Annotated in this window: 20 protein-coding genes, 1 tRNA gene and 1 riboswitch; of the genes, 7 read left to right on the forward strand and 14 right to left on the reverse strand. The window is 57.9% G+C overall.

What is annotated here, in order from left to right; genetic code table 11:
• Window positions 1–92: 92 nt before the first annotated feature.
• The gene (locus AACP59_RS01970) at window positions 93–1,523 is read right to left on the reverse strand and encodes a UTP--glucose-1-phosphate uridylyltransferase (RefSeq protein WP_297316499.1); all 1,431 of its coding nucleotides are present in this window, start codon (window positions 1,521–1,523) and stop codon (window positions 93–95) included.
• A 193-nt stretch (window positions 1,524–1,716) separates the two neighbouring features.
• Here AACP59_RS01970 and AACP59_RS01975 point away from each other — a divergent pair.
• Window positions 1,717–1,790: transfer RNA gene (locus AACP59_RS01975), tRNA-Pro, on the forward strand.
• Between the two features lie 104 nt (window positions 1,791–1,894).
• Here AACP59_RS01975 and AACP59_RS01980 read toward each other — a convergent pair.
• The gene (locus AACP59_RS01980) at window positions 1,895–2,119 is read right to left on the reverse strand and encodes a helix-turn-helix domain-containing protein (protein ID WP_339349632.1); all 225 of its coding nucleotides are present in this window, start codon (window positions 2,117–2,119) and stop codon (window positions 1,895–1,897) included.
• A 232-nt stretch (window positions 2,120–2,351) separates the two neighbouring features.
• Between AACP59_RS01980 and AACP59_RS01985 the strand changes: the two genes are divergently transcribed.
• Together AACP59_RS01985 and AACP59_RS01990 are read left to right on the forward strand one after the other, a co-directional pair.
• Window positions 2,352–3,062 carry a tyrosine-type recombinase/integrase gene (locus tag AACP59_RS01985; protein ID WP_339349634.1) on the forward strand — a complete coding sequence of 237 codons (711 nt, stop codon included), beginning with the start codon at window positions 2,352–2,354 and terminating at the stop codon, window positions 3,060–3,062.
• A gap of 21 nt (window positions 3,063–3,083) precedes the next feature.
• A complete protein-coding gene (locus AACP59_RS01990; protein WP_339349635.1) occupies window positions 3,084–3,479 on the forward strand; it encodes a tyrosine-type recombinase/integrase in 396 nt (131 codons plus the stop codon).
• Between the two features lie 498 nt (window positions 3,480–3,977).
• On the opposite strand, the gene AACP59_RS01995 is transcribed toward AACP59_RS01990, so the two are convergent.
• On the reverse strand, window positions 3,978–4,733 hold the full coding sequence (locus tag AACP59_RS01995) for a TetR/AcrR family transcriptional regulator (RefSeq protein WP_339349637.1): 756 nt from the start codon (window positions 4,731–4,733) through the stop codon (window positions 3,978–3,980).
• A gap of 250 nt (window positions 4,734–4,983) precedes the next feature.
• Between AACP59_RS01995 and AACP59_RS02000 the strand changes: the two genes are divergently transcribed.
• Together AACP59_RS02000 and AACP59_RS02005 are read left to right on the forward strand one after the other, a co-directional pair.
• A complete protein-coding gene (locus AACP59_RS02000; RefSeq protein ID WP_339349638.1) occupies window positions 4,984–5,445 on the forward strand; it encodes a YbhB/YbcL family Raf kinase inhibitor-like protein in 462 nt (153 codons plus the stop codon).
• Between the two features lie 299 nt (window positions 5,446–5,744).
• Window positions 5,745–7,214 (forward strand): MFS transporter, encoded by a 1,470-nt coding sequence (locus AACP59_RS02005; RefSeq protein ID WP_339349639.1) that lies wholly within the window; start codon window positions 5,745–5,747, stop codon window positions 7,212–7,214.
• 618 nt (window positions 7,215–7,832) lie between these two features.
• Here AACP59_RS02005 and AACP59_RS02010 read toward each other — a convergent pair.
• The 8 genes from AACP59_RS02010 to thiD all read right to left on the reverse strand — a co-directional run bounded on the left by AACP59_RS02010 (window position 7,833) and on the right by thiD (window position 14,366).
• Window positions 7,833–8,321 carry a hypothetical protein gene (locus AACP59_RS02010; RefSeq protein WP_339351162.1) on the reverse strand — a complete coding sequence of 163 codons (489 nt, stop codon included), beginning with the start codon at window positions 8,319–8,321 and terminating at the stop codon, window positions 7,833–7,835.
• A gap of 826 nt (window positions 8,322–9,147) precedes the next feature.
• Complete coding sequence (locus AACP59_RS02015) at window positions 9,148–9,375, reverse strand: hypothetical protein (protein ID WP_339349642.1); 228 nt, start codon at window positions 9,373–9,375, stop codon at window positions 9,148–9,150.
• A gap of 625 nt (window positions 9,376–10,000) precedes the next feature.
• Complete coding sequence (locus AACP59_RS02020; protein WP_297317078.1) at window positions 10,001–10,537, reverse strand: ClbS/DfsB family four-helix bundle protein; 537 nt, start codon at window positions 10,535–10,537, stop codon at window positions 10,001–10,003.
• A gap of 26 nt (window positions 10,538–10,563) precedes the next feature.
• Window positions 10,564–11,064, reverse strand: a complete 501-nt coding sequence (locus AACP59_RS02025; RefSeq protein WP_297317079.1) for a zinc ribbon domain-containing protein — start codon at window positions 11,062–11,064, stop codon at window positions 10,564–10,566.
• Window positions 11,065–11,436: 372 nt separating this feature from the next.
• Entirely contained in the window at window positions 11,437–12,108 is a 672-nt protein-coding gene (tenA, locus tag AACP59_RS02030; RefSeq protein WP_297317080.1) for a thiaminase II, read from the reverse strand.
• A complete protein-coding gene (gene thiE / locus AACP59_RS02035; RefSeq protein WP_297317081.1) occupies window positions 12,105–12,746 on the reverse strand; it encodes a thiamine phosphate synthase in 642 nt (213 codons plus the stop codon). Before thiE ends, tenA begins: the two co-directional genes overlap by 4 nt.
• The gene (gene thiM, locus AACP59_RS02040) at window positions 12,736–13,551 is read right to left on the reverse strand and encodes a hydroxyethylthiazole kinase (RefSeq protein WP_339349643.1); all 816 of its coding nucleotides are present in this window, start codon (window positions 13,549–13,551) and stop codon (window positions 12,736–12,738) included. Before thiM ends, thiE begins: the two co-directional genes overlap by 11 nt.
• Window positions 13,548–14,366: a bifunctional hydroxymethylpyrimidine kinase/phosphomethylpyrimidine kinase gene (gene thiD / locus AACP59_RS02045; RefSeq protein ID WP_297317083.1), complete on the reverse strand. Its 819-nt coding sequence runs from the start codon at window positions 14,364–14,366 to the stop codon at window positions 13,548–13,550. Before thiD ends, thiM begins: the two co-directional genes overlap by 4 nt.
• 73 nt (window positions 14,367–14,439) lie before the next feature.
• Window positions 14,440–14,538, reverse strand: a riboswitch (TPP riboswitch).
• A gap of 321 nt (window positions 14,539–14,859) precedes the next feature.
• Between thiD and AACP59_RS02050 the strand changes: the two genes are divergently transcribed.
• Window positions 14,860–16,191: a leucine-rich repeat domain-containing protein gene (locus tag AACP59_RS02050; RefSeq protein ID WP_339349645.1), complete on the forward strand. Its 1,332-nt coding sequence runs from the start codon at window positions 14,860–14,862 to the stop codon at window positions 16,189–16,191.
• Between the two features lie 111 nt (window positions 16,192–16,302).
• Here the strand turns inward: AACP59_RS02050 and der are convergent, their stop codons facing one another.
• Both der and AACP59_RS02060 read right to left on the reverse strand, forming a co-directional pair.
• Complete coding sequence (gene der, locus AACP59_RS02055; protein WP_339349647.1) at window positions 16,303–18,432, reverse strand: bifunctional cytidylate kinase/GTPase Der; 2,130 nt, start codon at window positions 18,430–18,432, stop codon at window positions 16,303–16,305.
• Window positions 18,429–19,202, reverse strand: a complete 774-nt coding sequence (locus tag AACP59_RS02060; protein ID WP_297317086.1) for a pseudouridine synthase — start codon at window positions 19,200–19,202, stop codon at window positions 18,429–18,431. Before AACP59_RS02060 ends, der begins: the two co-directional genes overlap by 4 nt.
• 187 nt (window positions 19,203–19,389) lie before the next feature.
• Between AACP59_RS02060 and AACP59_RS02065 the strand changes: the two genes are divergently transcribed.
• Window positions 19,390–20,466 (forward strand): MIP/aquaporin family protein, encoded by a 1,077-nt coding sequence (locus AACP59_RS02065; protein ID WP_339349648.1) that lies wholly within the window; start codon window positions 19,390–19,392, stop codon window positions 20,464–20,466.
• Here AACP59_RS02065 and AACP59_RS02070 read toward each other — a convergent pair.
• Window positions 20,463–20,798: a DUF3017 domain-containing protein gene (locus AACP59_RS02070; protein ID WP_297317104.1), complete on the reverse strand. Its 336-nt coding sequence runs from the start codon at window positions 20,796–20,798 to the stop codon at window positions 20,463–20,465. The genes AACP59_RS02065 and AACP59_RS02070 overlap by 4 nt on opposite strands.
• Window positions 20,799–20,988: the final 190 nt, after the last annotated feature.

Genomic DNA, 20,988 nt, shown 5'->3' on the forward strand with positions numbered 1-20,988 from the left:
TATCATAGATTCTTTTTGCTGCCGGTGGGTACCAAACACTGAAATACGGTACCATTTCTTGACAGGCTGAACCCCCCTGCCCGGGCCCTGGCTCAGACCCACTCGTCGGGCTCGACACCCTGGGGTCCCACGTACTGCCCATTGGGTATGTAGGAGGACCTTTCCGGGTCTTTCAGGTGGGCGTCCGAGTAGAGGGTGACATCCCTGCCGAAGGTCCAATCCCCCTCGATGGTGACGGAGCTGGCGGCGGCCAGATCGGGAACCCCGTAGGGGAAGCGATCATCGAAGTCCGAGATGTACTTGTAGTACCGTTCGTCCAGCTTCACATCGGGGAAGTCGTAGTTCCCGTCCTCCATCTCATAGGAGTCCGTCAGGTGGAACCGGTCGGATCGCATGATGAAGAGGTCGTTGGTGGTTTTGACGGGCAGGAAGCGCATCCTGTCCACCTGGACACAGGTGGCCCCCTCGAAGAGCGTCGCCGCGGATCCCATGGCCGTCTCCAGTTGGACCACGGGGGTGGTCGATGGGTCGGTCGGGTCGACGGTCTTCCGGTTTTCGATGATCGGCAGCGGGAGCACCCCTTGATGCTCCTCCAGCTTTTCCTTGAGAGCGTCCACCCTCACCCAGATGCTGTTGGTGTTGAAGTAGGGGTGCTTGTGGATGGACATGGCCGAGGCCCTGTCGCGGGGGTCGACCTGGGTCATCTCACGCAGGATCAGGTGACCGGTCTTCCTGTCTATGACGATGTGGCCACCCTTGCGATCGGCCTTGGTCCGCATGGCCACTTCGATCATGAAGGGGGAACCGGACTGGGCGAAGTGGCCGGCCAGGGTCCTGGACGGCCTGGCGCCCAGGTTGTCGGAGTTGGAGATGAAAAGATATTCGATGCCCTGGTCCTGAAGTGTGTCGAGCAGGCCGGACTCCCAGATGGTCGAGAAGATGTCGCCATGACCCGGGGGGCACCATTCCAGTTCGGGCTGGTCCGGGTAGGAGACGGGTTCGCCGGTCTCGACGATGATCTTGGGTTCGATGTGCTGGATGATCTCCGTGGGGACCGTGTCCGGGGTGAACCGTTTGTCCTGGTTGATCACCCGCATGGTGTCCTTGGATGTCCTGAAGGAATTCATGAAGATCAGGGGAAGGGGAACGCCCAGGCGTTTGCGGGCGGTCAGGACCTGCCCCAGGATGATGTCCAGGAATCGCATCTGCCGTGCCTTGTGGCGTCGAATCGGCAGCAGGGACTTGGCCTTCTCCAACCCCATGGAGGTCCCCAGGCCTCCGTTGAGTTTGAGGAATGCCGTCCGGGAGAAGGCTTCCAGGGCCATATCCATGTCCATGGTGTCATGAATCTCCTTGATGCGCGGGACGTTCTTGAGTGGTACCACATCGGATTCACGGACCTTGCCCCCGAAATCGCCACTGCTCCATGTTTCGTACAGGTGCCTGAACTGTTGAATGGAGAGGTCGCTCATACCCCCGGCACGCATCTTCGCGGCTGAGAGATCAAACCCTTGTTCGCTCATGAATCCCCTTTCGGGCTTATCGTGCTACTCGGAAACACCGTTCCAGAGTAATTCCATATGACATTCCATGATAGCAACCGCGCCCGTGCTCCCCCACCCGTGGTGCAGAAGGCGGCCGAAGCGTGGCGAGACTCGCCACGCTTGGAAGGACCGCGGCATTGTGCTAGTATGTCTCCTCGGTGCTCATGCACTTCGGGCCGTAGCGCAGTTTGGTAGCGCACTTGACTGGGGGTCAAGGGGTCGCGGGTTCAAATCCCGCCGGCCCGACGAGATAGCAACAATTCCAAGGGGTTCGCCCCTTGGAATTGTTTGTATGCCCCCAATCGGGCACATTCCGGGCACATCGTATTGGTCTTATGTGCCCGACGGGCTCATTGCGGCCTCACCATGTTGGTCTCGATCAGGGCCAAAACATCCTCCTGCCGGTACCTCACCAGATGCCCTATCCGCACATATGGAAGCTCGATTCTCTGCGCCCTCCAGGCGTTCAGGGTGCTCACCGGAATCACCAGGATCTCCGCTGCCTCGGCCGGCGTCAACAGCTTGGCCGGCACCGGGACCGGATTCCCGGTCGTCATCTCCGTCATTTCGCTCATACCTGCTCCTATGCGTCAGCGCGGGCCGCCGTGAGCCTGTGCGGTTCAGTGCTAATCGGAACGAGTTGTTATGTGACGCATAGAGGTTGATATGGCAAAGGCATGGATACACGATAGATGGCTGAAAAGCGCGCAGGTCGCCATCACGGAAGGTCATCACACGAAGGTCGAACCGCCTTCGTCGGCGAAGCATTCTCTGGCTATGCACGCCGACGAACCCGACAAGGCGAAAGTGCCCGAAAGATTCAAATCGAAGGACTTCGCGAAGGGGGCGCGCTGGGAGGTGCGCTGGAGGGCGGACGGCGTCGGGAGGCGCAAGCTGTTCGGCTACCGGTCCGACGCGGAGGCGTTCATGGCCGAGATCGAGGACCGGATACGCTCGAACCGGTACATGGACCCCAAGGACTCCTGCAGACCCTTACGGCAGGCGGCCGACCTCTGGCAGCAGGGCCTGGCCGGTACGATCAAGGGCTCGACCGAGGGGCGCTACAGGCGTGAGCTGCGCGTCTGGGTCCTGCCTCAATGGGGGAATGTGGCCTTGAAGGACATCACCACGGTGCGGATCCAGCACTGGTATGTCAGCCTGGCGGAGGGTAAGGCGCCTTACGGCGGTGAACGCGGCTGCGGTTCCGCGCTGTCCGCCTCCTCGATCCGTTCGGTGGGCAAGATCGTGTTGGGCTCGATCCTGGATGTGGCGGTGGAGAACCGCTGGATTGACGCGAATCCGGTGGCGAAAGCCAAGGTGCCGCACAACAGGGCGGTTCAACGGAGGATATATCTGGCTCCAAAGGAGATCAAGGTCATCGCGGGGCAGATGGACGAGGCCAATGCCACGGCCGTCTACCTGCTTGCGTACACGGGGCTCCGCATCGGCGAGGCCCTGGCCCTGCGGTGCGGGGACGTGGACTTGAGCAGGAACAGGATCAACGTCCTGCGCACGTAGTCGGTCGATGCGGGCTCACGCTTGGTCGAGACGCTGCCGAAGGGCAACAGGACCCGTGTCGTGCCCATTCCCAACCAACTGCTGCCCAGGGTCAAGACCTTGTTGGAAGAGCATGGCCCGGAGGACTATCTGCTGCGCGGTCCGCGCGGCGGCAGGCAGAGCACCACCAACTGGAGGAACCGGGTGTGGGCGCCGGCATTGCGGGATGCTGGCATGCAGGATATCGAGGGGTTGGTCATCCACTCCCTGCGCCACACCTACGCTTCGCTGGCCATCAAGGCCGGGGCGGATGTGAAGACCCTGCAGGCTGTCCTGGGCCATGCCTCGGCCACCGAGACCCTGGACACCTACGCGGATCTGTGGCCCAGCCGCACCGGCGAGGTGGCGGAAGTCATCGGCCAGGATATCCGAATCTGACCGGATGCGCATTTCGCCTTTGCTGCGCACATTCTGATAGATGGTCTGTCTTCGAAAGGCGCCAAGACCCAGATGGTGCTTGTGCTCTTTACTCAGTACAAGCACCATCTGAGTTACGGTTCATCAGGCATCAGGCAAAATGGAAAAGCTCCCAGGAGGGCCTGATCTGAATAATCCAGAGGGACGATGATGGCTGGAGGTTGAGAAGAACTGCCCCTAACTCCTGCCAACGCCGGCGTGTTCTATGTGCGGACTGATACGAGCCGAAACAGGTACATTGCTGTATCAATGTGCCCGAAATGTGTCCGATTGAATCGGTAAAAAGAGTCCGGTTTTCGAATTGTATACTTAATCCCTCGATATTGACAGGCACGTTGAGCCTTTCCTTGTTGGACAGCGCGTTTCCTCCGTATTAGTTTGTACAGCAGATGCCCCATAGCCAGCACCAGTGGCCTGGGTGCATCTTCTTCCGGGCGTACCAATTCAGTCAAATCGATTTTACTGGTGGCTGGTTTGTTGGGCTGATTTTTCCCTATTTGTTTCACTCCCCTCATCTTTATCACTAAAAAGGTGAGCAACTTGTTCAACTGAAAGGGAGCCTTGCAATCTTGTGGGTATGCGGCTGGAACACATAGTGACTTCGTCTAAGACCTGGAGGAACACCGACTTATCCGGCTTGCTCGAAGATTCTGTCCTCCTGGCCCATTCCAGCATAAGTTCAATGGCAAGCTCCACCATGCTTGTGGATGACAGGATCGCGTTCAAAGATTCGGGCTGCTCAAATACTGCATGCCGAAGAGTGCTCGACCATGTGGGTATTTTTGCGTAGAGAGCGTGAAGCAGGGTTTCGTTCTCCAGTATCAGATGCAGTCGTTGGACGATGGTCCCAACGTCTTCGATTGTGGCCATATCTGTAAGACCGGTGATTGCACGCGAGAAAAAGGCAATCGGCTCTGCTTCCGTATTCGCTGCATCAAGCAGCTGAGCTAAGAAAAGATCCCATGCCTGTATGTCATGAGGCAAACGCAAGATGATATCTTCTTTTTGTGGGAAATAGCGAAAAAGAGTGATGGGTGTCACTCCGGCTTTATCCGCGATTTGTTTGACTGTAACCTCGTCATATCCATACTCCGCAAAGAGCTTCAATGCACATTCACAGATATAACGGCGGGTCGATGCCTTTTTGGATACCTGCCATTTTTTCCGAGCTATAACTGCTGCTGTCGAAATGCCTCGCATGTCAGTTTCCGTCACCAATTCCTCCAGCTCATTTTTTGTCTCATACCGGCATTTTATCCGCTTGCGAGGTGAACGCGGCCGCGCCTCCCCTTGGCGGCTGCCGATGAGAAAAGTGGTCCAGCATTGACCCTATAGTTCATATGTAGTTGTATTACATTTTAATTTTAGCAGATACCTTGCACATCAGGAGCGACAAGCAAGAAAACCTGTTACAGGAAATCAAACGGATTCTGGGTATAACCGTGGAACCGAGAGAGGTGCAAACATGGAGAATTATCAGGTAATCTGTGACGGAATCGGCGACGATAAGATATTTCTGCCGGTGCATACAGGTCGCGGAGAGGACTTGTCCCCAGGTTTCCATTTGTCGTCTCTGCCTCAAGGTACGCAGACCCTTGCGATTGTATTAAGGGATGAGAGCCATCCACTCTTCGGATCCATGACGCATTGGCTGATCTGGGATTTGCCAGCTAGCTGCGACATTGAAATGAACATTCCTAAAAAGGGCAATCCAGGCAGAGGAGAGGCAAGGCAAGGGATCGCCTATGGGTGGCATCGGTATCGTGGGCCTAAACCTCCAAGGGGAACAACCCATAAGTATGTCTTCACTGTATTTGCGGTGTCACAGAAGCTTGATTTAGGCTGGCTGACAACATATAAACGGCTTCTCGAATCCTTGCAAGACAAGGTGCTAGGCAAAGGCAGTGTCGAGGGTTTCTACGAATGAGTGACGCAGAGGAGGCATCTCCCACTGCCCTCCATGCTACGTCACCGTTGTCTGCAATTCTGCCAATTCTCCCGCGATTGGCATTGATGTGGAACTCAATGAACGGCTTCCATGTGAAGCATTGGAACTTACTGGTTCTCAAAAAAACGAGATGAGATGAGTCGCCAGTTCAGCGGGACCGGAATCCATACCCCTGATGAATCAGCTTAGTTGGGATTGCACGTACCTATTCAGGACCGATGGTAATTAATTGTAAAAGTAGAGGTGTGAAGTGAAAATAATTCATTAAGGAATGGCTGATGCTTGTCAGCCTCTGTGTAGCTGAAGCCGTATTGTTTGTCAACACGACTGCATTCAACCTAGCTCTTCCCTCAGTAGCGAGATCATTTAATGCGTCCACTGCCGAGCAGCAATGGGTTGTATCTGTTTATCCATTATGCTTCGTGGCGGTGCTGCTTATCGCTGGTTTCTTTGGTGACCTAATCGGGTACAGACATGTTCTCCTAACCGGATTGACTTTATACGCTGCTGCTTCAGTTCTGGGAGTCGTGGCCGCCAATATGGTAATGCTCATCGCTGCGCGAGCCTTGCTCGGTGTAGCTGCTGGAATGTTCATACCCATGGGCCTTGCTTTGATTACCACCTCATTCTCTGCGAACAATAGGAGCAGGGCGGTGACGATTTGGACGGTGGCTGGGACACTTGGCATTCCCCTGGGGCCGATCATCGGTGGCGGGATGACCCTCGTCATGGGATGGAAAGGTCTGTTCATCTTCGATGTCATAGCTATGGCGGTTGCGTTAGTGCTCAACTGGACCTTTCTGCCCAAAGATCGGGCTGAAGGACGGGCTAAGACTAAATTCCCTCTGCTTCAATCCTTGCTTATGATCGCGGGAGTTAGCCTGTTGTCAACAGGACTTATCAACGCGCAAAAGGCGCTGTTGTCATGGGCGACGTTGCTGCCGTTTCTCTCCGGTCTCACCCTAGCCTGGCTTTTTGTGTTTGTCGTCGGTCGCTCGGATACACAGCTCACCGATTTGAGTCTTATGCGGTTCACCTCATTTAAGGTCAGTTCTGTTGCTTTGTTGCTTTTGAATTGTGCAGCTTTTGGGGTTACTTTTATCCTTCCTACGTATTTGGAAGCGGTAAAAGGTCAGAATGCGCTAACTAGTGGTTTGATGCTCATGCCGATGGTCGCTGCTGCTATAGCAGGCGCTATGCTGAATAAGAGTTTTTTCGATAAGATTGGTGAGCGAAGAGCATGTCTGATGGGGCTGTTCTTTATAGGGTTTGGTCTGCTGACTATTGCTTTGGGGATATATACAGGAGTCTATGGCATCTTGGTTGTTGGGCAGATTGTCGCAGGTATTGGTATGGGATCAGGTCAACCCGTCTCCTTTAGTTGGGCATTTTGCGATGTACCATCAGAGCGCTCAGGCAAGGGATCGTCACTTCTCTCAGTATTTCAACAGTTGGGTTCGATACTCGGGATAGGGGTATTCGGGTCCATACAGGGGGCTCTATATGTTAGAGGTTTGAGCTCGGAGGTACAGGGTACGGGGATGGCAGTAGCTAATACTGTTACGGCATCGCTTCAGCAAGCAACAAACATGACAGGACAGGCTGCTGCTCTAAGGCAAAGCGCTATCCGCGCATATGTGTCTGCTGGCACGGCAAATTTCATAATCAGTGGCCTGATAGTAATGATTGCACTGATGGTGGTATTCCTTATTGTCACGCAAGCCGATGGGAAAAGTGTCTTAGCCTGAATGGCGATGCTGCTTTAAAAGCAAGGGATGCTGAGTTCTATAGATACGGTCTTATCTTGCTTGACCAGAACAGTGTATTAAATCGTTTCTTAATCTCGGTGCGTTCGACGATGTTGCCACGGTGTCAGGACCGGTTTTGGGGCAGCTAAATATGGTTCGACTCCGCCATATATCTGCGACTCGTGACTCCTAATCGGCTTTGCACAGTCCCGATGCCCACGGTCATTAAATGTCGCCACACATCGATCTGGGCATCGGAACTGTGTCGAGCCCGTATTTGCGGCAACTTAGCGACGATGTTGTAATTTCAGTCTTTCGGTCACCGCGGATGCGGCAAAAGTAAAAGTCCAGAAAAGCTTCTAGATGCTCTCGTCCAGTGTGGGGCAGGGCATTCGGCCAGCTATGCGTCAGCGCTGACGCATAAGAAAGGCATGAATTCTGTTACCTCCATACGATTTGGGGAAATCGTAGACCAGTACTCCAATCCCTGTCGGCCGGGAACCGCCGCAGCGAAGCTCAATAAGCTGCTGCGGAACCCAAGCCTGAGCTCCGACCTGGTTCAGAACGCCATCATCGACGCGATCTGCGATGTAATGAGGCTGCATCCAGAGCGGGAGCTCACCGAGCGCTATATTGCGGGTATCGCAAAGAGCATCCATCTAATACGCTAAGAGTTGTATGAGAATCACCATTATTTGAATCAAGCGACCAGGTGAATCCTCCGTCTGCTTTTTGCTGTAGCAGTACATAGTCGGCCAGCTTGCAATTGCGCTCGTCTTCCGGACAAAAATAAGAAGAGTAGTTGAGAACCATTCCATCAATGCATAAGTCGGAGGGGATTTTACTTTTGGAGGGGTTAAGGGAACCATCAGTATCCATGCAGTCCGTGAACAGCCGTGAAACCATTTCCCGGCAGACAGCTGTAGATGGAGAGACTTCCAGATTGTGCAAATCCAATAGTGTGTAATGCGTGCTGGTCCATTTTGGCTGGTAGTAATAGTTCCCCCATTGCCCATTGGGATGTTGGCAGGCAAGAAAATGGGAGCCCCCAACCTTCCAATGCAATGCGTTCTTGCAGTGAAGATGATACATCTTCGTCACTTTCAAGTAAGTACCTATGTACTTGATATTGAATGGAAACGTCACCGGTTAGAAGCCACTCCACAGCTGTATCCGTCATGCCGGTTGTATCTTTCCCCACTGTCTTCCCGCGATATTGTGACTTCAAACTTCCCCAATCACCTGCTCTTTTCGGATTTAATTGCAGCCTTGCCTCGAAGGCCTATGATGGAGAGCATCAGTAACCAGAGGATTGGGTAGGCTACGAGGGCCGGGACCAGGGATCCGCTTGCGAGTCTGACCAGGTGTGCCAGGATAAGGGCTGTGCCAAAGAAAACCAAGGACAATGTGACCATTTTCCACTGACCTTACGCTGGAATGCCAACGCGGATAGGGCCGCTACCAGCAGCAGCCAGGTAAGGGGGTAAGAGGTTAGGCCCAGCATCAGCGATCCGGTAACATAGTGGGTCGCATGGGCGACAATCAGGGCCAGTCCCAAGCAGCTTGCGGCAAGACTTAATATTCCCCTGCCGGTATACGCTTCGGCGCTTCCAGGGGAATCTGGTGTGGTATCAACAGGCAGGTCCTTATTCATATCTCTTCATCTCCTGTAAAGTCTCCGACAAAAAACCAACAGCAACCATTAGTGCAATGATCCCGGTCTTCAGACCGGTCAGCCCAGCAGCAAATCCTCCAGGCTCCGGCTAGGTAGAAAAGGGCCAGGGCGACAAATCAGAAGACGGGTGAGAGAGGGTTCTTTATCAGCTCTGCCGGGACTTACGTTCCTGGACAGGGTCCTTGGGCGCTTGAAGACTGTGGGGTAAGCTTATCCGTTCTCCTTGTGGTTCATGTAGTCAGAATGCCAGGAAGACCTCTACTGTAGCTTTGCTATCGACTTTGAGAGTTCCTCCATGGCCTTGGTCAGGGACAGCTCGGGATGAGCTGTCCGATAGGCCTTGATCTCGGTAACGCTGAGGTTGGGATCGATGGTCTTCATGTCTACCGGCCCCTCCCGGTGACGTTCGTAGAGAGTACTGGTTAAGGCTGTCAAACCACCCGACAGCAGGAGGATGATGGCCCAGGCCAAATGGTGCGGGTACATGTATACCAAGGCTGAAGCAATGAGCAGCACCCGGTCAACAGCGTCTCCAGAAGGAGTCGTATAAAACGGCTCATATGGTCCTCCCCTTCCTATGTTGATAGGGCTATGATGCACACCATTGTCATCACTGAGCTTCCCCATTCCAATACGGAAGCCGAAAGCAGGGCCTAACATTCCGTTTCATTCTGTCATAATGATCAGCCCCTGTCTACCAACAACAGGGGCGCCCAGAGGCATCAACTTGCGTTCTCGGCATCCTGCCCACCTCGGCTGCTGCTGTCCCCAAACCACCCCAACGTCCTTGGGTTACCACGAGTCCCACCGGACTGTGCCTTTGGTTCGTTTCATGTCCATCGACAGGGAGTGAATCCAATCCGGGCGCATCCGGGGTGCATCGCCGCCCCTTGGCACCTCCGCCCATCCTGAGAGAGCGGTGCCTGGAGTCGGTCGCCATATGCCACATAACTCGCCGGTCGGCAGGGGCTGGAGGTGGCTGCGGCCCAGCAGAGGTCGACCGGTCCTTTTCCAAGGGGGCATGGTCATATCCCGCCGGGCCGACGGGCAATAACAACGATCCAAGGCCACAGGCCTTGGATCGTGTGAATGCACAAGCCTTTGGCAGGTGCTACTTCTTCAGGGACCTGGCGTACTTCCTGATCTTTTTCAGGGCCCATTCATAGTGGCTTGAAACGTTGGAGACGAAGGAGGTGCCGAGGGTGTACTTGCCGGTCCAGGGGAAGTAGCCCGGCGTAAAGAGCTCCTCGTTGCTGAAGGACTTCATCAGGTCCATCACCTTGCGGTGGCTCTCCTTGAGCTGGTCAAGGGCCTGAGCGTACGGGGTGTCCTGATGCTTCTTCCAGAACTCCTGGTTCATTTCCCCGTAATTGCGCCAGTTGTACCCTTCAGGCAGGAAGTCCTTGCTGACGCCCTTCTGGTTGCTTTCGACCCAGTCCAGGAGCAGTACCTGCCACTCGTAGAGGTGGATCAGCACATCCCGGATGTTCTTGTCTCGCCTCCAGTGGGCCTCCTTCTCCTTGTTCAGGTCGAAGTGGAATTCGCCGTTGAGCTCCTCGGTGCTCATGGAATCGAGAAGGGACATGAGCTTATCGAATTGCTCGGTACTGGCTGTGACCAGTTCGTCTTTGGTCTTGGGTCTGGGCATGGGTTTCTCCTTGCTTGTGTTTGGCTTCAGGGATGGATTCGAGTGCTGGTGCCTTCTCTGTCTTCCTCATGGTGATTCTGGTGGTGCCACCGCTTCAGACTGGGGAGGAAGGCCCCCAGATATGAAACGGCCACTTCGACGCTGACTCCGGTGGCTTCCGCAAAACAGGGGGCGGTCGATTCTATAAGGTCATCCATCTGCTGCTGTGTAAAACTCCCGGAGTGGTAGCACCACTGGCAGTAGTCCGGATTCCTGCTCCCGTCGTCCTCCCTCCCCTGCTCCATGCCGGATGAGGAAAAGGGGGTGCCGCAGGATTGGCATACAGGCCCCTCGGGAATCTCCAGAAGCTCCACCACCGGCACCTCGAGTACGTAAGCGATCAGCTTGGCCATGTCGATGCTGGGCGAGGTCTTCCCCGTCTCCCACCTCGAGACCGCCTGGCGGGTGACATAGAGTCGGGCCGCCAAATCGGCCTGGGTCATGTTCGCTGCCTTACGCAGCCTGGGAAGCAGGTCCCGTATCGGCATGTTCAGTCCTTGTCGAAGGTGCAATGGTCGGCGCAAGCCGACAGAGACAACTTTATCAGCCAATTGCTCGACCACCAGCGGTTGCAACAAATCGTTGCGGGCGCCAACCGCAACAAGTGCCCAACCGCGGCAAACCCGTCAATGAGGAACCGTCATCCGTCCCCCAGAAGGGGCATGCGCCTCCCGAAACCCAGAACCTGATCGGCCAGAGGCACCGGATACGACGACTGGGCTTGCCGGCCACGAAAGAGGGTCAGGTGGCAGGCAGGACGTATGCGGAAGAACATGGAGCGGCCCGGGTGGCGCAAACTTGCGCACTGTTGCCGCACGCAGATCAAAACCAGCCCGGGGATGACTGGGTATGGGTGGTGGTCAGTCGGTACCCATATCCCGGTGGTAGGCCATGGTCCAGAACTGGACCTCGGCCCGGACGCTGGCACCGAAGATTCCAATCAGGTGCCGGCGTTCGCGGGAGCTGCGGTCCTTCCCCATCTGGTTCAGTGTTTCTATGATCCACTGGTAGGAGGAACGGTATTCCTCAGAGGTGTACGTATCCAACCAGGGCTTGTAGGGGTTGGCCATCAGTCCTTTGCGGTAAGCGGTTACCAGGCGTCTTGCATAGTCGTCATAGGTCCAGGCGCATGGGAGAATCGTGGCCAGAAAGGCGCAGAAGTCCCCGCCCTGGGCCTGGACCAGCATCTCATTGGTGTAGGCCCGATTGGCCTGGGACTGCCTGGTTCCCTTCATATCCGTGGCACTGATGCCCCAGGTGGCCATGTAGGCCTCGTGGAGGCTTTGCTCGGTGTGTACTATCCGATACTGCATGAGGATGCAACGTCGCTGAAGTTCCGCATCGGGTGCGCTGACCGATCCCAGGGCACAGACCTTGGCATATTGGGCCAGGTAGAGGTAATCCTGAAGAAGATAGAACCGGAAGGACTCCTGCGGTAGGGTGCCCCGGCCCAGACCCTGGACGAAGGGGTTTCTGTATCCCTCTTCCCAGGTATTGGCCACCGATTGCTTCATGTCCTGTGTGATGGTCATGCCCGGTCTCCCAGGGTTGCGTCAACCACCGCTCTCAGGTGCCTGCTGGCCTTGCAGATGTCCTTTTTGCCCAGGATGGCGGAGACCAGGGCGAAACCGGCGATGGGGCCGGATTCCTTGAAGGAGGGGATGTTGGTCTCATCGAGCCCGCCTATCAGGACTATCGGGATCCGCACGGCCGATTGAATGGCTTTCAGGTCATCGCGGCCAATGGTGAAGGCATCCCGCTTGGTGGAGGTGGGGAAAACGGCCCCCACCCCCAGGTAGTCGGCTCCCCCGTCCTGGGCACGGCGGGCCTGGTCGGGCGTCTGTGCAGAGATGCCGATGATCCTGTCTGGACCCAGGAGACGACGCGCCTCGGTCACCGGAATGTCGGACTGACCCAGGTGGACGCCGGCCGCCCCGCAGGCCCAGGCCACATCGACCCGATCGTCGATGATCAACGGTACTCCGTAGCGGTCCGTTACCTGCTTGACCGCCTTGGCACGCTCGAGGAACCGACCGCCGTCGCTCCCCTTCTCCCTGACCTGGACCAGGGTCACCCCTCCCTGAAGGGCCCGGGTGACTGCTGAGGTCAGGTCGGGTGTCAGTGTGCTGTCCGTCACCAGGTAGAGGCGGTAATCCATCTCAGGCTTCATCGTGGTCGCCTTCTTCCTGCAGGGTTGCATCGTCCATCAGGGAGATGGCATCAATCAGGGCAGAATGGAAACTGCCTGTCCCCAGGCCCCGGGTGGCCTTGTCGGCATGTTGGCCGGCTATGCCCATGGTCTCGATGCCCCAGAGGGCGCTCATCAGGGGCTGGTCGGGAAAGGCTCCGCAGAAGGCGCCCATGAGCGAGGCGGTCATGCATCCGGTGCCGGTTACCTGTCCCATCCGGGCGGACCCGTTATGGATCATGAAGGTGGTTTCGGCATCGCTGACCGTGTCTACCTTGCCTGTGGCCACGATGACCGAACCGGTGCGGCCCGCGAGTTCCCTCAGGAGGTGGGCCGAGGCCGTCTTGTCCCTGTCGACTTCGGACACATCCACCCCCTTGGCCTTGCCCGCTTTGCCGGCCAGGAAGTTGATCTCGGACAGGTTCCCCTTGATGATGAAGAAGCGGACCTCCCGGAGCAGGTCCTCCAGCGTCCGGTTGCGAAGTCTGGAAATGCCTGCCCCGACCGGATCGAGGACGACCGGAACATGATGTTCGTTGGCCACCCTGCCTGCCTTGAGCATGACCAGGGCGGATTCCTCATGCAGGATGCCGATGTTGATGACCAGGGCATCGGCCATGGCTACGATTTCGTCCATATCGGCCAGACTGTCGGCCATGATAGGCGAGGCACCGATGGCCAGGGTGGCGTTGGCGCAGTCATTGGCGGTGACGATGTTGGAGATGTTCTGGATCAACGGGTTTTTCGCCCGCAGGGTTGCTATGGGGTTGGATGAAGCAGATGTCATTGCCGGGCCTCCTGACTCCTGGTCCCCGCCTCGGGGAAGAACCGGTGGAAGTGATTGGTGGGGCCGTGGCCATGGCCAAGGGGAAGTGCATGTTCGATCGCTCCGGTGACATAGGTCTTGGCCCGGCCCACGGCCTGGTCCAACGGAAACCCCAGGGCCATCCATGAGGCGATGGCCGAGGAGAGGGTGCACCCCGTACCATGCGTGTTGGTGGTTCTGATGCGCGGCACGGAGTAGTAGTGGAATTCATCGCCGTCATAGAGGACGTCGATGGCATCGCCGATGGCGTGACCACCCTTGACCAGGACCGCGGCATGGCAGCCGGCATTGATGGTTCGGGCGGCCTCCTTCATCTCGTCCAGACTCTCGATGGAGCCTCCTGCGATCCGCTCCGCTTCGGGGATGTTGGGGGTCAGGACCGAGGCCAGTGGCAGGACCCTGTCGATCAGGGTTCTTACCGCCTCATCCTCCATCAGGGAGGACCCGTTCTTGGCCACCATGACCGGGTCGAGGACGATGGCCGCGGGCTTCCATTCCTCCAGCCCGCTGGCCACGGTCTCCATGGTGGTGGGATTGGAGAGCATGCCCACCTTGACGGCATCGGGACGGATGTCCTCGAAGACCGCCCGCATCTGATCGCGGATGATCTCCGGTTCGATATCCTGGTAGGTGATGACCCTGGCGGTGTTCTCGGCCACCACCGAGGTGATGACCGACATGCCGTAGACCCCGTGCGCCGAGAAGGTCTTCAGATCCGCTTGGATCCCCGCTCCCCCGCTGCAATCGGAACCGGCTATGGTCAGTGCCGTTTTCATACCGCTGCCTCCTTGTACGCAAAAGGGACGTCCCTCAGCCTGAGGAACGTCCCTTGCCGTCGATGCGCTCGCCGGTTCCGCGACTATTGCTCCCTACGCTGGTCTTAACCAACAGGTTCAAAGGGTCAGGTTCCACCTTCTCAACGCGTACCGCGTTCCCCTGCAAACTCATCTTCAATTATCGGGCACCAGTCTATGCCCGGATACATACATGAGCATGGAATCATCCTGCATGGTAGGCTTGAACCATCGTTCACACAGGGGATGTTCGGCTATGAGGTAGCCGTTTTATCAGATGGTAAGGGGAATGTCCATGCATCTTCGATTGGTAGACGGCAAAATTCGGATGGTGCTTGCCGTCCTTCTTACCCTGGGATTAGGCGGATTGGGTCCGATTGTATCGGCCCAGGCGGCCAATCCCGTGCCGCGGTTGCGCACGTGCACCGTGGGAACCAGTACCATATCCGACTGTTTCCCCGATGCGAATATGGCCATGGCCGTTTCGCGAAATCTGAGCAAGGCGACCACCGATGTGTTCACCCTGGCTGATTCGCAGCTGTCAGGGTCTCTGACATTGAACAGTGCACGCATCCGAGACATCGACGGCGTGCAGGAATTCACCCAGGTGACCGATCTCAATATCAGTGGAAACCAGGTTGAGGATATCTCCGCCCTGGCCGCCATGACCCAGCTGACCAGGCTGAATCTTAACAACAACAAGATTTCAGACATCAGCTCCCTCAGTGGCCTGACCAACCTGGTCAGTCTGAAGGCATCATTCAATAAGCTTGATGATACTGCTCCGTTGAGGTCCCTTGCCGGAAACCTGAAATACCTGGAACTGGTCGGCAATGGCATAACCGATATGCAACCCCTTGGTGCCTTGACCAATATGGAAACGCTGAATGTCAGCGCCAATTCCATCAGCGATGCCTCGCCCGTCTCCGCCCTGACCAGGATGATCCGATTCGAGGCCTATGGGAACCGGATATCCGACCCGGCGCCCTTCGCCCATTTGAACCGAATCAGCACGCTTAATCTGCGCGCCAACGCGATTTCCGATCTTTCGGCATTCAACGGGTTCGCCGACATGACCGATCTGGATGTTCTTGATCTTTCCGATCAGGCGATCATTCCCGACCCCATCCTGGCGGACAGGACGACGACGCTTGAAGTGCCCACCGCCTTCGTTGATTCCTCTGCCGGAACCTATGCGCCCATAGTTTCCAGCAATCCCACAGGCGTCACAGATGCTTCCGGGGAAAAGGTGACCTGGCCGGTCAGGGATCAGGGCAATTATTTGGTCTACTTCTCGTACACAGGCTCCATACCTTCGGGTTCTTACCTCTATTCCGGATTCGTGGGGCAGCAAGTCCTTCCTTCGGTTACGGTCACCTACGACACCCAAGGGGGTTCCGTGGTGCCCCGCCTGTTGCTGGGAGTAAACGATGTCATCGGCAGTCGGAAACCGGCCGACCCGGTCAGGACCGGTTATGGCTTCAAGGGTTGGACCACGGACCTGGCGGGTACGGCTCCCTACAACTTCAGTGACCCTGTTGCCGCCGACCTGACCCTCTATGCACAGTGGCAACTCAATACGACTCCTCCCAATCCCGGTCCGGGAGGTGGCGGGACCCTGCCACCCACGCCAGGCCACGGTGGAACACCCGCACCCTCCCATGACCCGGGCAGCGACCGGCAAGGGCAGAACGTCCAGCTGGCTCAGACCGGAACCTCGTCGGCATTCATGATCCTTGCCGGGCTCGGTTTTGCTGCGATGGCAGGAGTCTTCCTGGTGTTGAGAAAGACACTGACCTCCCGCTGAATTCCGTGACCGGACGTGCCTGAAGCGCCTGGGACGGACGAAAGGAAGCAGGTTCCCGGACTGGCCTGATGGTCAAGTCAGGGGACCTTTTCGTCTTGCCGGCGTCCGCAGTTACTTCCGCTTCTTCTCGCGGATGTGGACCGAAATCTGTATCGGTGAACCCCGAAAACCGAACTCCTCACGCAGGGAGCGTTCCAGGTACCGACGGTACCCGTGCTCCAGGAACCCAGAGGCGAAGACGACGAACCTGGGCGGCCGGGTGGAGGCCTGGGTGGCAAAGAGAATCCTGGGCTGCTTACCGCCCCGCAAGGGGTGGGGATGGGCGGCCTGGACCTTGCCCAGGAAGGAGTTGAGTTTCCCTGTGGGAATACGCTGGTTCCATGAGTCCAGGGCGGTCCGCATGGCCCGGGCCAGGCGGTTGGTGTGCCAGCCGGTCTTGGCCGACAGGTTGACCCGCTCGGCCCAGGTGACACGGTCGAACTCCGTCTCCCAGAGACGTTCCAGTCGCTGACGGCCGAAGTCATCCAGGAGGTCCCACTTGTTGAAGACCAGGACGATGGCGCGACCGGCGTCCACGGCCTGGCTCATGACCTTCAGGTCCTGGTCGGCAATGGGTTGGGAGGCGTCGAAGAGGATCAGGGCCAGCTCGGATCGTTCGATGGCGGCCTGGGTGCGCAGGCTGGAGTAGTACTCGGCCCCGGAGATCTTGTGGAGGCGGCGCTTGATGCCCGCCGTGTCGATGAAGAGCCAGTCCTCACCATCCACATTCACCACCTCATCGACCGGGTCCCTGGTGGTGCCGGCCAGGTCGTGGACCACTGCCCGTTCCTCATGGGCCAGCTGGTTGAGCAGGGAGGACTTGCCCACATTGGGTCTGCCGACCAGGGCAACCCTGCGCAGCCCCTCGGGGGTCAGGAAGCCCGACGTCTTGTCGGCCTTGCGGAGCTGCTCCAGGGCGGCATCCAGGAGGTCGCCGATGCCCCGGCCATGCATGGCGGAGATAGCGTAGGGCTCGCCCAGCCCAAGTTTCCAGAACTCGGATGCCGTGTAGTCCGCCATCCGGTCATCCAGTTTGTTGACGGCCAGAACCACGGGTTTCCCTGACGCCCGGAGCATTTTGACGATGCGCTCATCACTGGCCGTCAGGCCCACCTGCCCGTCCACGACCAGGACGACGGCATCGGCCAGTCCCACGGCCACCTGTGCCTGGGAGGCGATGGCGGATTCGATGCCCTCCACGTCGGTCTCCCAACCGCCGGTGTCGACAAGCTTGAAGTCGGTTCCGGCCCACTCCGCCTCGTAGCTGACCCTGTCGCGGGTGACACCGGGGGTGTCCTCAACGACGGCTGCCCGGCGACCCAGGATCCTGTTGACCAGGGTGGACTTGCCCACATTGGGCCTGCCGACGACGGCCAGGACACCCACCGGTCTGGGGGCCGCCTGTTTTGTCTGTGAGGTGCCTGATCCAAACAGGAGGGTGCGGTCCTCCTCGTCCAACTCGTACTCGTCCAGTGCCTGGGCATACTGGCCGTAAGAGTCCTCCTCCATGGCCCTGGAGACCATGTCGATCAGGGTGTCGAGCGTCTGCTCGAAGGTCATGTCCGAGTTGTCCACGGTTGCGACACCCGGAGCGGCCTCGTTGAAGGAGGTGACCTTGGCGTCCTTGGCGTCCCTGGCGGCCACGTTGTCGGCACCTGCCCCCGATTCCTCTGCCGTCTGCCCTGATCTGCGGGCCTCACGGACCTCCTCACGGGCCGTCAGGAGGACACGGACCTGGGCATCTGGTGCGACCACGGTGGTGATGTCGCGTCCCTCGGCCACGATTCCACGCCCGCCTGATATGGAATCCGTCTCACCCTGCTCGGCGATGATCGCCTGCTGGGCGGCAATGAGCACCCTTCTGACGGCGGGAATGGAGGAAACGGCGGAAACGTGGGAGGAGACCTGTTCGGAACGGATGTCCTGGCTGATATCCTCACCGTCCAGATGTATCACCGGGTTGTCGGGGTCCAATCCCATTTTCAGGTGGCCATCGGTGATGGAGGCGGCAACCGCCTCGGTGATGGCCTCCTGATCGGGATGGTCGGCGTCAAGATTCAGGCCCTGCCTGAGGCACCAGAGGGCGCTGGCCCGGTACATGGCCCCGGTATCAAGGTAGGCCAGTCCAAAATGCTCGGCAAGGGCCCTTGAGGTGGAGGACTTACCGACTCCGGCCGGTCCATCGATTGCTACGGTGATCACAGACCCACCTCCTTGTCGAGGGACTTGATTTCGGCCGGAGAAAGCACGCGATAGGAACCGGGCTTGACCTCACCCAGCTTGATCGGGCCGATCTGGGTGCGTACCAGGCGGGTGACCGGGTACCCGATGGCCCCGAAGATGCGCCGCACGATCCGGTTCTTGCCGGAGTGGAGGACCACCTTGACCAGGGTGTGTTCCCTGTTGTGGTCGACGATGGCACAGTGATCCAGGCGGATCAGGCCATCGTCCAGTTCCACCCCCTGCCTGACCAGGCGTCGGCAGACGTTTCCCCCGATATGCCCCTGCAAGGTGGCGATGTAGGTCTTTTTGACCTCGTACTTGGGGTGCATGACGTGCTGGGCCAGCTCCCCGTCATCGGTCATCAGGATCAGGCCCTCGGAATCATAGTCCAGTCGACCCATGTGGAAGACGCGTTCGTACTTGTCTCCTATGATGTCGCGCAGGGTGAAGCGACCCTTGGGGTCGTCCATGGTGGAAAGGACCCTGCGCGGTTTGTTCAGGGCCAGGGTGATGTGTTTGTCGTTCAGGTGGATCCTCGACCCGTCCACCCGGATCCGCTGATGATCGGGGTCGACCCGGCTGCCCAGCTCGGTGACCAGTTCCCCGTCCACCTCGACCCTGCCCTGGGTGATGATCTCCTCGCACTTGCGTCGCGATCCGAACCCGGCCTGGGCCAGGATCTTCTGAAGACGTACTCCCTCTTCATCGTTCTGGCGTGCACGGATGGCTTGCGAATATGGATGTGGCATCGTTCTCCCAACGTGGCCTGTCTGAAAAGACGTATGACTTGCTAAGAGGCCCCTGTTGAGACCTCGGGCCTGACCGGTTGTTCGACCCGGCAGGGCCACCGTATAGTATAACGGATGGATGGGATGTGCTGCTAGTATGGCATACGCCGTCAATGAATCAGTTTGAGGAAACAAAAGGTGGGGATAAATGAACGTGGAGCCAACCGCAGAACCGCTTGCTCAGCATGCCTTGGAGCAGAACAGTGCGGCAGATGAGATCGAAGAGGTACAAGAGGTGACCGGAATTTCCGCACCAGTGGATGGCCATCGTCAGGGATTCCGGGCCGGGGATGTGAGATGGATCAGGGTCGGGGCCGAGCTGGTAGGGACTTTCCTGATCTGCGCCGTGCTCTACTTCGCTTTCAGCTTCGGACAGATTGTCCTCGGGCAGCCCACGGTCATTCTTCCGGCCATTGGGACCGCCCTGGTCTATATGGCCGTGACCGCCATGTTGGGTTCGATTTCCGGCGGGCACTTCAACCCCGCTGTGACCGTGGCAGCAATGTTCACCTCGCAGATATCGCTGATTGATGGACTGCTCTATATCGTGGCTCAGCTCTTGGGCGCCATCGGCGCGGGATTCCTCCTGATCCGTATCCTCCCCACCACCCAGACCATCCCGGCCAAAACCTGGCTTATGTTCATGGTCAATGGGTTCGATGCCAATTCACCGGCCGCGCCCACGCTGAGCCAGCAGCATATCACTTTTGGCGCGGGTATCGCCATCATCGTCGAATTGATCGGGAGCCTGATAGTGGTCGGGGCCGCCATCGCCACCATGCGTTCCGATGGTACTGCCCGCAAGAACCACGGCCTCTATACCGGCATGGCGTATGGAGCAGGCACCCTGATCGCCTATCCGGTCACCAATGCCGCCCTGAATCCGGCCCGCGCCACCGGTATCGCCATCTTCGCCCAGGCCAAGCATATGCCTGCCTCCCCGATTTCCCAGCTCTGGCTCTTCTGGATCTGCCCACTTCTGGCCGCCTCGCTGGTGGCTCTGGCCGTCATCATCTCGAATATTGTCACCGATGGCCTGAACAACCGGGCCAAGGATGCAACCGCTGTCGAAACCGTTGCCGAAATGGTCGATGATTCCGATGAGGATGCGGTTGCAGAACATGACAATACTGCTGATACCGATTCATCCGAGGTGGATTCTTACCTGGATAACCTGAATGAGGCAGGCCCGGATGGCCGGGATTCCTCTGACTCGGCTCTCTAAAGGAGCAACTGGATGCTCAGGTAGGTCAGGAGAAGGCCGATTCCCAGGCAGATGCCGATAAAGGAATCGAAGGCCACGGACCTGACCTTCCAGGGGCTCCGCTCCCTGAGAATCAGGCGGAGCAGTCCCGATACGATGGCCGCGACGGACACGATGACCGTCGCGGCCATCGTGTTTCCGAGTAGGGCCACCAGTGCAGAGACGATGACGAGCAGGAAGATGATGCCCTCGAAGAGGGGCCGACCTTCGTGCGATTCGGAGACGTATGGGTGGCCGTGAGGGCCATGGACAGGTACTTCCCCGGAATCGCCCGTCCGCGTACGGCGGGACAGGGAGGACATCTCCTCCCCCTGGTCTGCATGCTGTGCCGCCGATTTCATCACTGGCCTTTCTGCAATGACGCTCTTTCCTTTCGAAGACTACCAGCCCTGGTCAACAGGGTGCGGACGCCGGGAAGTCGTTTGATGAGTCGACCTTGGCACCAACGGTCCAGGTCAAGTGGCGACTGAACCGGCCCCGTTG

The sequence above is a fragment of the Bifidobacterium indicum genome (assembly GCF_036987015.1).
Classification (GTDB): Bacteria; Actinomycetota; Actinomycetes; order Actinomycetales; family Bifidobacteriaceae; genus Bombiscardovia; species Bombiscardovia indica.